11 protein-coding genes are annotated in these 13,523 nt (G+C 30.3%); 3 read left to right on the forward strand and 8 right to left on the reverse strand.

Annotated elements, in window-relative coordinates:
• Positions 1-847 precede the first annotated feature (847 nt).
• Together HV819_RS03925 and HV819_RS03930 are read left to right on the forward strand one after the other, a co-directional pair.
• Positions 848-3,640, forward strand: a complete 2,793-nt coding sequence (locus HV819_RS03925) for an AAA family ATPase (protein WP_154539645.1) — start codon at positions 848-850, stop codon at positions 3,638-3,640.
• Positions 3,641-3,643: 3 nt separating this feature from the next.
• Positions 3,644-4,297: a hypothetical protein gene (locus tag HV819_RS03930; protein WP_176269563.1), complete on the forward strand. Its 654-nt coding sequence runs from the start codon at positions 3,644-3,646 to the stop codon at positions 4,295-4,297.
• 42 nt (positions 4,298-4,339) lie between these two features.
• Here the strand turns inward: HV819_RS03930 and HV819_RS03935 are convergent, their stop codons facing one another.
• Together HV819_RS03935 and HV819_RS03940 are read right to left on the reverse strand one after the other, a co-directional pair.
• A complete protein-coding gene (locus tag HV819_RS03935; RefSeq protein ID WP_154539649.1) occupies positions 4,340-5,221 on the reverse strand; it encodes a radical SAM protein in 882 nt (293 codons plus the stop codon).
• Between the two features lie 11 nt (positions 5,222-5,232).
• Positions 5,233-6,243, reverse strand: a complete 1,011-nt coding sequence (locus HV819_RS03940) for a threonine aldolase family protein (RefSeq protein ID WP_154539651.1) — start codon at positions 6,241-6,243, stop codon at positions 5,233-5,235.
• A 316-nt stretch (positions 6,244-6,559) separates the two neighbouring features.
• On the opposite strand from HV819_RS03940, the gene HV819_RS03945 reads away from it, so the two are divergent.
• Positions 6,560-7,471, forward strand: coding sequence for a TDT family transporter (locus HV819_RS03945; RefSeq protein WP_154539653.1), 912 nt, complete (start codon positions 6,560-6,562; stop codon positions 7,469-7,471).
• A gap of 126 nt (positions 7,472-7,597) precedes the next feature.
• Here the strand turns inward: HV819_RS03945 and HV819_RS03950 are convergent, their stop codons facing one another.
• From HV819_RS03950 to HV819_RS03975, 6 genes are all read right to left on the reverse strand, one after another.
• Positions 7,598-9,670: a heavy metal translocating P-type ATPase gene (locus HV819_RS03950; protein WP_176269564.1), complete on the reverse strand. Its 2,073-nt coding sequence runs from the start codon at positions 9,668-9,670 to the stop codon at positions 7,598-7,600.
• A gap of 1 nt (position 9,671) precedes the next feature.
• On the reverse strand, positions 9,672-10,004 hold the full coding sequence (locus HV819_RS03955; RefSeq protein WP_154539657.1) for a DUF6110 family protein: 333 nt from the start codon (positions 10,002-10,004) through the stop codon (positions 9,672-9,674).
• Between the two features lie 309 nt (positions 10,005-10,313).
• Positions 10,314-10,520 carry a hypothetical protein gene (locus tag HV819_RS03960; RefSeq protein ID WP_235942759.1) on the reverse strand — a complete coding sequence of 69 codons (207 nt, stop codon included), beginning with the start codon at positions 10,518-10,520 and terminating at the stop codon, positions 10,314-10,316.
• 17 nt (positions 10,521-10,537) lie between these two features.
• Complete coding sequence (gene feoB, locus HV819_RS03965; protein ID WP_154539661.1) at positions 10,538-12,694, reverse strand: ferrous iron transport protein B; 2,157 nt, start codon at positions 12,692-12,694, stop codon at positions 10,538-10,540.
• Positions 12,695-12,919: a FeoA family protein gene (locus HV819_RS03970; protein WP_154539663.1), complete on the reverse strand. Its 225-nt coding sequence runs from the start codon at positions 12,917-12,919 to the stop codon at positions 12,695-12,697.
• Positions 12,919-13,140, reverse strand: coding sequence for a FeoA family protein (locus HV819_RS03975; protein WP_154539665.1), 222 nt, complete (start codon positions 13,138-13,140; stop codon positions 12,919-12,921). Before HV819_RS03975 ends, HV819_RS03970 begins: the two co-directional genes overlap by 1 nt.
• Positions 13,141-13,523 lie beyond the last annotated feature (383 nt).

The following is a 13,523-nucleotide window of genomic DNA, read 5'->3' on the forward strand; positions in this document are numbered from 1 at the left end:
TTTTATAGGAAAAATCTGATAACTCTAATACAAAAAATCTCGCAAAACACAATATAGCTTAGGATAGTTTTCAATAGCAAGCCTAATTAAAGCTCTACTCGGCTAAGATAAGTCTAGTCTAGTCCAAGCTCTTATATCAGTAGTCTTATTTGGATTTGGTATAGAAAAAAATAATAAAACATTCTATAATATAAGTATAGTTTTTTTGCTTGTCATATTTATTATTTTGTACAAGATTTTAGCAGAAGTTTTGTTTATAACTTCTTATTAGGATTTCTTATCCATTTATAAATCTTGTAGCATTTCATGTGGCTTGCTTTATTACAAATTTTATCATATCTATATATCCTAATAAAATTATACTTAGAATTAAAGTAAGGTAAGCTTGTATTGATAAATTAATAGATTTATCTAAAAAAATCAATAAAGTTACAAGTAAAATAAAAAACAAAAGTGAAACTTATATCCATTCGACTATTATCTAATAGATAATCAATGATTTTATTAAGATTGTAAGAAATAACGAATCTTACAGTAAAAAATATGCTAAGTGTATAAAAACAGCTTAATATAAGCAAGTAGCAATAATAAAAATGTTACGAAGCAAAAGATTAATCAATAGCAAATAATTAAGTTTCAAAAGCCTTCAAAACTACTAATTATGGAAAACCTAGTTTTAAACATAGTTAGAGCAGGAAAAATCAATAGAAATTTTAACATTATAAATTCTAAATGGTAATATATTTTTAAAAAAACATTTAAAGTAAATCATTTTTTTTAAATAAAATCAGATAATAATTAATATTCACTTGTGATATAATTATATTAAAAATTTTAAGGAGGTAATATGGCTAGGTATTTGGTAGGAGATTCGATTGATACATGGAATTTTACTGACGCCTATAATAGTTGTAATGACAATGATATTATAGAGTTAGAAAAAAATTTCGAACTTTATCTCCCGAATGGTTTCATATTAAATAAAAACATTACTATTGAAGGTCATCTAGAAAATAAAAATAATACTGATTATTACACTAATAATATATATGGTGATTTTACAATAAAAAATAAGTCTAATGTATTGCTTAAATCCCTTTGGATTGAGTGCATAAATAATACAAAAAATATATTAAATATAAAAGACTCATCTGTTGTAAGTTTAAATAATGTAGTATTAAAAAGATCAGAAAATATAAAGATTAATTCTAACGAGGGTAAGTATCCAGATATTTACTTAGATGTTAATTCTAAGCTTTTTATGGACTCAGTTACGACTTTTGATATAGAAGACAATTATTCTGTGTTTTTCTTTAAAAACTCAAGAGTAGAGATTAAAAATTCAAATATTAACTCAAATCTAACAGTGAATAATTCAACAGTTAATATAGAAAATACCTCTATAAGCAAACATTATACAAATACAATTAATTGCCAAAACTCAACCTTATCTATAAAAAACTCTAGTGTAAAAGGAGGTTTTGTAGAAAAAGATTTGCCTTCTCTATACCTTAAAAATTCGAAACTCTATTCAAACAACTCTATATATGAACAAAATAAATATACTGCTAATATTTACCTATCAGATAATTCATATATTGAATCTTCTAATGACACCATCTCATCATTAAATCTATCTGAAAGTAGAGGGCTAATTGAAAATACTACAATAAAAGAAATAATTTTCATAATCAAAAAATCTTATCTTGTAAGTGATAAAAATTTGCTACTTTTAGGAAAAAACAATGAAAAAATAGATATCTATATGGATGATTTTTCTACATTAAGAGCAAAAATAGTAGATTTTTATAGGGTTTTTAATCCTAATGTTAGACTTAATGGTAATTCATACTTGCAAATTAATAATATAAACTATGAAGGTGAGTTTGACTTAGAAAAAATAAATAGCTTAAAATTTGAAACAAAGCAAGATTCTACTTATAAGATTTTAAGCTTAGATAATCCAGATAGTAAAAATGATAGCAATGGTTTAGAAAATTCTAATGAAGAAAGTAACAATGAAGTCGATGCATTTAGTGAACTCAATAAACTTATAGGTCTTTCCTCTGTTAAAAATGAGATAAATAAGATGGTAAGAATGGTTGAATTCAACAAAAAAAGGATGGAACAAGGACTTCCTGTTGAAAAAAGCTCACTACACTCAGTATTTTTAGGAAATCCTGGAACTGGAAAAACTACTGTTGCAAGACTTATAGGAAAAATTTTATTTGAAAATGGTGCCCTTTATAATAAAGATAAATATATATTTATAGAAGCTTCAGAGTCTGATTTAATTTCATCTTTTGTTGGAAAAACAGCAATACAAACCCATGAAATACTTGAAAAGGCCAAAGGTGGAGTCTTATTTATAGACGAGGCTTACACCTTAAATAAGGGTGATTCTTCTGTAAATCATGGACAAGAGGCCATAAATACCATTCTTAAATACATGGAAGATCACAGAGATGAAATAATGATAATCTTTGCAGGATATACCAAGGAAATGGAACAATTCCTTGAAACAAACCCAGGTCTTAAGTCAAGAGTTTCAAATAGGTTTATCTTTGAAGACTATACAAGTGATGAGATTGTTGAAATAGGAGAAAGTATCCTAATTAGTAAACAATATGTTCTAGAAGATAGACAATATTACAAGAAAAATGTATCTTTTGCTTATGAGTCAACACTTGATAAGTCAAATGCAAGATGGATTAGAAATTTCAATGAAAAACTCCTAAAAGTATTTGCAGATAGGGTAATAGAAACAGGCTCTGATGATTTTACTACTATAACAAATACTGATATAGATGAAGTTTTCGATTCTAAAAAATATAAAAATTACGATGATAAAGATGAAGATGCTTATGAAAAATTAAATAAGCTAATCGGTATAAATCAGGTTAAAAAACAGGTCAACGAATTTATTTCAATGGCAGAGCTTAACAAAAGAAGAAAAGATCAAGGGCAAAGAGTCCAATCCATGTCCCTTCATTCCCTATTTTTAGGAAATCCTGGAACTGGAAAAACTACTGTTGCTAGAATATTAGGTAGTCTTCTATATCAAAAATCTATTATAACTGAAAATAAATTCATAGAAGTTTCTCGTTCTGACCTTGTAGCTGGCTTCGTTGGCCAAACCGCCATAAAAACAAGGGAAGTTTTAAAATCCGCCCTAGGTGGAGTACTTTTCATAGATGAGGCCTATAGCCTTTCATCAGGAACTGGAAATGACTTTGGAAGGGAAGCAATCGATGAAATCCTCAAATTTATGGAGGACTATAGAGATAATATTGTAATAATATTTGCAGGTTACAGCAAAGAAATGGCTGAATTCCTTGGGATGAACTCAGGTCTATCTTCAAGAATACCAAATAGGTTTGTATTTGAAGACTATGACGATGAAGAGATTTGTCAAATAGGGCTATTAAGTCTAAATAGTCTTGGTTATAATATAAACGAAGATTTATATAAGGATATAATAGTTAATAATTATCACAAAACAAATGATAATAGTAACGGTAGATGGGTTAGAAACTTCAACGAAAGACTTGTAAAGACTATGAGTCAAAGAGTTGCAAATACTAATTCTGATGATATAGATAATATTTTAGATGAAGATTTACTTAATATAAAGGAGTAAAAAATGGATGATAACACTTATGTAAAGCCTCCTAATCTAGAAAAAGAGGATGAGTATGTAAAACCAAAAAGTAAAAAAGATGATTATGTTAAGCCTCCAAAACAAGAATATTCTAATATTAAAGAAAGTTATTACAAAATCAAGGAAAATCCTTATATCTATGAAAATAAAATTTACAAAGATCCTTATGAAAACCCAACTTATTTTGGTACACCAAAAGTCGGATTAAAGTTTTATATAAATTCCTATCTGATATACTCATTAATATTTGGATTTTCTATGTTTAATCAAACGAAATTAGTTGGTTTACTATTCTTGGCTTATAGCTTATTTTCAAATTATACCTACTCTTGGTATGCTGATTATAAGAAATATGTGGGTGGAAAATTCAAATGGTTTTTCAGCCCAATGGGTACTGTAGCTACTGCAGCAGCCTCAACATTTTTTCTAGATGCAGTAGATGGTGACTATAATTCTTTCAGCCTACTAAGACCTGGTTTTTATAGAAAAAATCAGCCTATACTTATATTTATAATATTATGCGTAGTAGCAGAGTATTTTAAATATATTATTAACTTTTTTATTGCCTTAGTTTCTATATTTACTCATAAAACTACAATAAGAAAATACAATGAGGCCGTAGATTATAACAACTAAAAAAATCCTATATATAAGCTAAAAACTTATATATAGGTTTTTTTATATTGCCCTAGCTTGATTTTTAGAATCTAATACCTCTGTTGGAAGACTTTCCAAAGCATATTCTAATTTTTTAATCATCTTTTCTTTATTTCTCATATGACTTGATACCCTAACAAGGTTTACTATATGTCCCGATGAGTATAAAACATCTCCTGGAACATTTAAATTTTTTAATAACTCTATTTGCTCTTCTAAGTTTTCTCTATTTGTTGTTTCTTGAAATTTGCCTTCTTCTCTCATCTTAAAAAGAAGTGAACCATATTGGACATCTGTTGACATGATAAAGATTCCTATAGGTGAGTAGGTATTTAAAAACTTGGCAGTCTCTTTTGCATTTTCCTTTGATTTTCCTCTACCCTTTATCCCTTGCATAACTATGGCATTATAGCTCATTTTTGCATATTTCATCTTTTCAAGACCCTTATGGTATTCTTCTAAGTCACATCCCTTATTAAGCCAGGATAAGACCTCTCTATCACCTGTTTCTACACCAAACCAAAGCTCGTTATAAGCTTTCTCCCTTAAAACTTTCAAATCTTCCTTGCTCTTATTTTTAAGATTATAAAAGCTGGCATAGGATGTGATTGTCTTTATCTCTGGTATATATTTGTGGATAAGATCTGATATTTCAATTAATTTCTCAGTAGATAGCACAAAGGGATCTCCATTTAAAAGATATATCCTTTCAATTGGTCTTGGATAGCTTTGTGAGATTTCTATAATATCACTTTCTACATCAGCCATGGGTGATATGGCAAATTGTGTCCTATGATACATTGTGCAAAAGGCACAATTATTATGGCTACAACCATAAGTTACCTCCAATAGTGGTGTGTAGGCTTCAAGTGGTGGTCTATAGACTTCTCCTGTGTAATGCATAATAGTCCTTTCTATATATTTTCTATAAATTTTTCGATATCTTCCTTGCTCGTCTTATAGCTTGTGACAAGTCTTACTATATTATAATCATTATCTTTTCCACAGCTTTCAAAAATGGCAAATTTTTCCCATTTTTCAACATCTTTATCACTTACTTTTACAAAAACTTGATTTGATGAAAATTCATAGGCTAGGTCAAAACCCTTGTCTTTAAGGCTAGTGCTAAGTTTTTCAGCCAAAAGATAGGCTTTTTTTGCACCCTTTATATATAAATCATCCATAAATAGTCTTTCAAACATAAGACCTGTCACAAAGCCCTTTGCAAGCATAGCTCCCTTTTGTTTTTGTAAATTTCTAAAATTTCTCTTTAAGTCATCATTAACTATAACTAAGGCCTCTCCAAACATAAGTCCATTTTTGGTTCCACCAAAGTAAAATATATCACAAAGTTTTGTAAGGTCTTTAAATTTTATATCTGATTTTTTACTTACCAATGCATGGGCAAGTCTTGCCCCATCCATAAAAAGATATAGGCCATTTTCTCTACAAAAGTCATATATCTCTCTAAGTTCTCCTTTTTTATAGAGTGTTCCAACTTCTGTTGTATTAGATATGTAAACTTTTCTAGCAACAGTATGATGTTCATTGGTAAAAGTCTTGTATTTTTCTTGAAGTTTATCTTTTGTAAGCTTTCCATCCTTTGTCTTAATGGTTTCAATCTTAATCCCACAAGCTTCAATCGCTCCTGCCTCTTGGTCTTCTATGTGGCCAGTCCTTGCTGAAATTATCGACTCTTCTGGTCTCATGCCAAGACTTGCACCAAGTATATTAGCACTTGTCCCACCTGGAATAAAATAGATATCAACATCATTATCCCCTAATTTTTCCTTTATTAAATTTTCTGCAATTTTTGTATGAGAATCTGTTCCATAGCCTGGATTTAACTCATCTAGGTGTTCTTTTATATAGTCTAGTATTTCTGAGTAACATATATCTGAATAGTCATTTCTAAAATTAATCATAAAGTCTCCTTAGTGAAAATGTTTCTAATTTAATCATACATTTTTAGAGGGATTTTACAACGAAAGCTTACTTCATAGATTTATGGATATAATATTGAAACATAAATAATCAACTTTATCTAGTAAAATAATAAAACTCAAACTTTATTCTAAAACTCCCATACAATTTGCATCTTATAATTTTACTATATTCGATATTGCAAAATATCCTGACTAATAGATAGGACAGATTTATCAGTAATAAATTTTTCTTGTTATAAAGTGTAATATGTTATATAATAAACAAAAATTTTATTATATTAAGAAAGGAATCACTATGACAAAACGATTGCCCCTACCTATAGTTGGTCTTATGCTTTCTATGTTTGCTCTAGGAAATTTATGGCAGGATACAAGCCCTGGCTTTAGGATACTTTTTGGGACTATAGGATTTATTTTAGGACTTTTATTTATATTTAGGATTTTAAAAGATCCAAAAACCTTTTCAGAAGAGATGAAAAATCCAATAATGGCCTCAGTTATTGGAACTTTTCCCATGGCCCTTATGCTTTTTTCAGTATATATTAAGCCGATTTTTGGAAATAAAGCAATTTTAATTTGGTATTTAGCAATAATTTTTCATATAATTTTGATTGTTTATTTTACCCTTAACTTTATAATAAGGCTTGATTATAAAAATGTATTTGCATCATATTACATAGTATATGTTGGTATAGTTGTGGGAAGTTTAACATCACCTGCCTTTGAGAAGAAGAATTTGGGAATTGCTTTTTTCTATTTTGGTTTTATAGCTATGCTTATTCTTTTAGGGCTTGTAAACTACCGATACATAAAATATAAGGAGGTTCCAAATCCTGCAAAAGCACTTTTCATAATCTCATCAGCCCCAGCAAGCCTATGCCTTGCAGGATATATCCAAGCTTCAAATATGCCAAATAAGGCTATGGTAATTTTTTTATTAATCTTATCTCAAGCCTTGTTTATCTTTTGCTTGACTAAGTTTATATCCTATGTAAGACTTCCATTTTACCCATCCTACGCATCTTTTACCTTTCCATTTGTAATAACTGCAATAGGGATTAAGATGGCTTGTGGATTTTTAAAAAATGCTGGAATGAACCCTGGCTTATTGTTAGTTTTAGCAAAAATCGAGTTTTATTTTGCAACCATAATTTGCCTTTATGTTTTAATTAGATTTGTAATAAATTTTGTAAAAGTCAAAAATTAGAGGAGGAGATATGAATATTAAAGAAAGTATTAAAATAATTGACACCTACCTAGACCTTGATAGTGCATAAAGGGACGTTCACGCCATGCACTTTATCAGTGCAAATAATGAACGTCCCTTTATGCACTAACTGTATTGTCTCATATTATCACTTGCTATCATTACCGTAGATATATTGTGTAATAAAGCTGATTGGGTATTAGTCAAAATCCTTGATACCCCTAATCCAATAAGTAAGGAGTTTATAACTATAATTTTTTCATAATCCCTCCTCACCCTCTTATCTACAGCCTTTGAAAGCTTTATTAAATCAACTAACTCTTTTAAGCTGTCTGTTTTTATAGAAACATCAGCAATTTCTTTGGCAAGATCTGCCCCTTTTGACATTGATATACCAACATCTGCCTTTGATAAGGCTATAGAGTCATTAACCCCATCTCCTACCATTACTACCGTTCTACCCTCATCTTTCATTTTTTCGATATAAGAAAGCTTATCTTCTGGAAGTACTTGGGACTTATAGTAGTCAAGGTCAAGTCTTTTACTTACAGCACTTGCAGCATTTTCCGCATCTCCTGTAAGCATGGCTATATGCTTAAATCCTAAGTTTCTAAGACTTTTTATAGTATCTTTTGCATCTTCTCTCAATGGATCTTCTATACATAAAACAGCTATTAAGCTATTGTCAAAGGCCATAAATAAAAGTGAATATTCTTCCTTAAGTGAGTCTATAAGCTCTCTATTTTTATCACTTATAGGGATTTTTTCATCATCTAAAATAAAATGTTCACTTCCTATTAAGGCAGGCTTTCCATTGATTGTTGATTTTATACCATGAGCTAGAATATATTCGGGTTTTGAGTGCATTTCTTCATGGCGAAGATTTTTCTCTTTTGCCTTGTTCACAACCGCCCTTGCTATAGAGTGTGGAAAGTGTTCTTCAAGACAGGCTGCAATTCTTAATGCCTCATCAGCATTGGTATCTTCAAAGGTGATTACTTTTTTGACCTCTGGCTCTGACTTTGTCAAAGTTCCAGTTTTATCAAATACTATTGTGTCAGCTTTTGAGAGATTGTCAAAGTATTTTCCACCTTTAACGAGGACATTCGAATCAACAGCTTGGCTAATAGCTTTCATATAAGCAATAGGTATAGTAAGTTTTAAAGCACAGGAGTAATCAACCATCAAAAAGGCCTTAGCCTTTATAAAGTTACGGGTAAGAGCATAAGTGATACCTGCTCCAATAAAGGAATATTTTACAAGAGTATCGGCTGCATTTTCTGCCTTAATTTGAGTCTTGGACTTGTTTCTCTCACTATCTTCTATGAGCTTAATTATATGATTTAGCCTAGAATCATCATATTTGTTCATAGCCTTGACAAGGAGTTCTCCTTCTTCAAGAACAGTTCCAGCAAAAACGGTCGATTTTTCATTTTTCTCAACTGATTTAGCTTCTCCTGTAAATGAAGCTTCATTTACCATACCTAGACCTGAGATAACTTCACCATCTACAGGAATTGTGTTTCCCATAGACACATATACAAGATCTCCTATTTCAACTTCCTTAAGATCAATTAAGACCCTTTTATCATCTCTTTTAACAAATACCTTGTCCACATTAAGAGCGAGAGATGACTTGAGATTTAGCCTTGATTTTTTCAAAGTGTAGTCTTCAAGCTCTTCACCTAAGGATAATAAAGCCATTATGCTAGCAGCATCTTTATATTCTCTAGTAAGAATGGATACTGAGATTGCTGTAGCATCAAGTAAGTCAACATTCATCTTTCTTTCTTTAATTGAAATTAAGCCTTTTTTAATAAAGGGAATGGCACGTACTATGGTGAAAAAAGGTCTAAGCGGTATAGGCATTATATAGCCAAACAAAATCCTTCTATAAGCTGCATCTCTTACTATATGAAAAACAGATCTTTCTTCTTGAGCAATGAAATCTACATCATCTATCTCAAAATCATCTAGACTTTTAGGGTCAAGATTTAGGATAAATCTTGCAACCATTGGAAGGGCTTCTTCCTCATATTTTACAACTATAGACTTAGCAAGCTTTGAAATTTCACAAGATTTAACCCCATCAAGATTTTCGATTTTATACTTTAATTTATTAATGTGAGAGTCTTCTAGGTAGTCTTTGTATATAAATCTAGACCTTTGGGGACATCTTGCCTTAAGACTTGCTCTCATCCTAATCCTCTTTTTCTTCTTTTATTTCTTTCTCAACTTCTTCTTTTGCTTCATCTTCTTTTGCTACTTTTTCTATATCTAGGTCTTCTTTTTTCTCAGCTTCAATTCTTTCTTCGATTTCGTTTTTTACCTTAGCTTCTGCTACTATATCATCTGTAGTCATCTTTATATTTTCAACTGTCTTATCGATTGAGCTTTTTGCCTTTAAACCTTGTCTTACTGTAGCTACTGCTGCCTTCTTAGCAGCCTTTGAACTTAAGGCTTTTGCTCCTAAAGCTCCTGCAACAACTCCAATTCCAGCACTTAAAATTTTCTTGTTAATCTTGATATTCATTTTTCTCTCCTTATAATGTTTATTATTTTAAAATGATTATAAACCCATCGCAAGATTTATGCAAACTTTTTTAATTTTATTTTAAATTTCACTAATAAAAATCTTTATTACTATCATTTCTTCTAGTCAGTGCAAAAAGGGACATTAATGATTTGCTCTATAAAATATCTGTTGTGAGTTTTTTTACACTTTTATTCTAAAAAAACTTTCCCAGCTTTTAACTAGGAAAGTTTTCTTAAATTTAAAAGCATATATAATTCTTAGAAGATTTTTATGTATGCTCGGCTATTTAAGTAGCCAAGCTTAAGATTAATCACAATAAGGGCATGATTTGCCTTTGTTTTTAACCTCCTTATGGTTTTTAACTTTACTATGGCATGAAGTACTGGAACAAGACTTAGATTCTGTACAATCCTTACACCCAAAGTTTGAACCTTCTTTAATAAACCTTGTATATATGATATATGAACATATAGCTAATATAACTAGTAAAAATATCCATGATTGTAAGTTCATAAAATCTTCCTTTCTGCTTATCTTCCTTGTTGTGCAAGCCTAACTTTATATTTTTTCTTCTTTTCCTTATATTTAACTGGTCTAAAGATTAGATATAAGATTCCAATCAAAACTATTACAGCAAGTATTGTCTTAATTGAGAATATTCCATATAAGAAGAAGTTTGCTAAGTTATAAAAGATAAATGCTATTGAATATGCAAAAATCATTTGGTATCCTATTGCAATTAGTGTCCACCTATTGTTGTTCATCTCAGTTTTTATAGCACCTACTGCTGCAAAACATGGCATGCAAAGCATATTAAATAGTAAGAATGAATATCCTGCAATAGGAGTTCCTATAGCCGCATTGAAAGCTGTGATAAGTTGTCTGTTTGTTTCATCAAGATCTGAACCAATTCCAAGAACAACACCCATTGTTGAAACTACGTTCTCTTTTGCTACAAAGCCTGTAATTGTTGCAACAGCTGATTGCCATTGTCCAAATCCTAAAGGTTTGAGCAAAACTGCTACATATCCACCAATAACTGCAAGAATTGAGTTCTCTGATTCTGCTTCAACCATATTAAAGCTAAAGTCAAAACTTGATAAAAACCAGATTATTATAGATGAAACAAGGATTATTGTTCCAGCTCTCTTTACAAAGGCCATACCTTTATTGAATACATCTCTTAACACTGAAGTAATTCTTGGTGCATGGTATGGAGGAAGCTCCATAACGAATGGTGCTGGTTCTGAAGCAAACTCTCTAAATTTCTTAAGGATAACACCTGAGATAATTACTGCAAATATACCTATTATATAAAATGAGAAGGTAACTAAGGCTTGCTCTTGCTCGAAGAATGCACCTGCTATAAGGGCAATTACTGGAAGTTTTGCAGAACATGGCATAAAAGATGTAGTCATGATTGTAATTCTTCTATCTCTTTGATTTTCAATAGTTCTTGAAGATTGGATTCCAGGAACTGAACAACCTGTACCAATCATTACAGGTATGAATGATTTACCAGAAAGTCCAAACTTTCTAAATACCCTATCCATTACGAATGCAACTCTTGCCATATATCCTATATCTTCAAGAATTGAAAGTAGGGCAAATAGTACAAGCATTTGTGGTAAGAATCCTAATACTGCACCAACACCTGCTATAATACCATCTGTAGCAAGACCTACCAAAACATCATTGATACCCAAATTTGTTAGAAAATCTGCCGTAGCTGGTGTAAGAGTATCTTCAAAGAACCCATTAGCTGCATCGGTTGCACCTGTACCCAAAGTTGATATAGCTATATAGTAAATTACAAACATAACTAAGGCAAAAATTGGAAGTCCCAAAATTCTATTTGTAACAATCTTATCAATCTTATCTGTAGTAGAAAGCTTTGGTGGAGCTTTCTTAAGTACACGCTCTGAAATATCCCCAAGCGCATCATATCTTTCTGTAGTTATTATGCCTTCTGCCACATCTTCTTCTTTTTGCTCAAAATCTTCTCTTAACTTGTTGATTTTGTCTTTTTGGCTTTGTGATAATTTTATACTTTCAAGCATATCATCATCATTTTCAAAAGCCTTAATTGAATAATACCTTAATAAATTTTTATCAGTTGAATCTTTAATTTCATTTTCGATTTCAGATAGGGCTTTTTCTAGTTCTTTTGAAAAAGTAAGTGGATGTGGGAAGTATTTTTTTCCATTACTTTTAACAATTTCTTTAACTAAAGCATCGGTTCCCTTTTTCTTGCTTGCTATAATTTCAACAACTGGACATCCCAAAAGCTCTGATAGTTTCTTTGTATCAATGATGTCTCCATTGTTTTTAACAATATCCATCATGTTTAGGGCAAGAATTGTAGGAATACCTAACTCTATTAATTGACTTGTAAGATATAGGTTTCTAACAAGGTTAGAACCATCTACAAGGTTTACTATAAGGTCTGGTCTATTTTCTACCAAGTATTGCCTAGAAACAACCTCTTCCATAGTATATGGTGAAAGAGAATAAATTCCTGGTAAATCTTGGATTATAATGTCCTTGTGACCTTTTAATCTTCCTTCCTTTTTATCAACAGTAACACCTGGCCAGTTACCAACCCTTTGATTTGAACCTGTAAGTTCATTAAAAAGTGTGGTCTTACCAGAGTTAGGGTTACCTGCTAAAGCAACAGTATAAGTCATTTAATCCTCCACTAGTATATTTTTTGCATCTTCTTTTCTTAAAGTTAGCTCGTAACCTCTTAGATTAACTTGTATAGGATCTCCTAATGGGGCGATTTTTCTAACATAAACTTCAGTATTTTTAGTAATACCCATATCCATAATTCTTCTTATGGTTGCTCCATCTCCCTTAATCTTTTTGATAATAGCCGTCTCTCCGACAGCAACATCCTTTAAAGTCTTCATTAGTTTAACTCCTTTACATAAATTCTTTTCGCTAAGTCTTTATTTAATGCATACTTACTATCATCAACCATGATAATGTAATTCACACCATCAAAGAAAAATAACTTAACTTTCTTTCCTTTAACAAATCCCAAATTTGAAAGGCGGTTTTTCACTTCGTCATTTCCCGTAATCTTTATAACTTCAACTTCTTGTTGATCTTTGCATAAAGTAATTGGCATTATTCCCTTCTTTCCTTACTATTAATACTAATAATGTGATTTATAGCTTATAATAATATGATTTATTGTAATAATAGTCAATATCAGCAATCCACCGAAAAATCAGATTTTCTTATATAAATTACATTACTATAAAGATAATAGCTACATAAATAATATGTAAATATTGATATATATTATCAATATCTCTAATAAATATTATACAATTTATTTCTGATATTGAATATCAATATATTGACATTTTATCTTGAAACTTAAAATATATATAAAAAGTTTCTGACTTTTTTTATTTTTTTACTTTTTTAATTAATATTCATTGATATATAAGGATTTTGAAAAATAGAAATTTTCTTCTTTTTTTAATTATTTTTAAAACTATACTT

This window comes from Anaerococcus faecalis, assembly GCF_013371425.1.
Lineage (GTDB): Bacteria > Bacillota > Clostridia > Tissierellales > Peptoniphilaceae > Anaerococcus > Anaerococcus porci.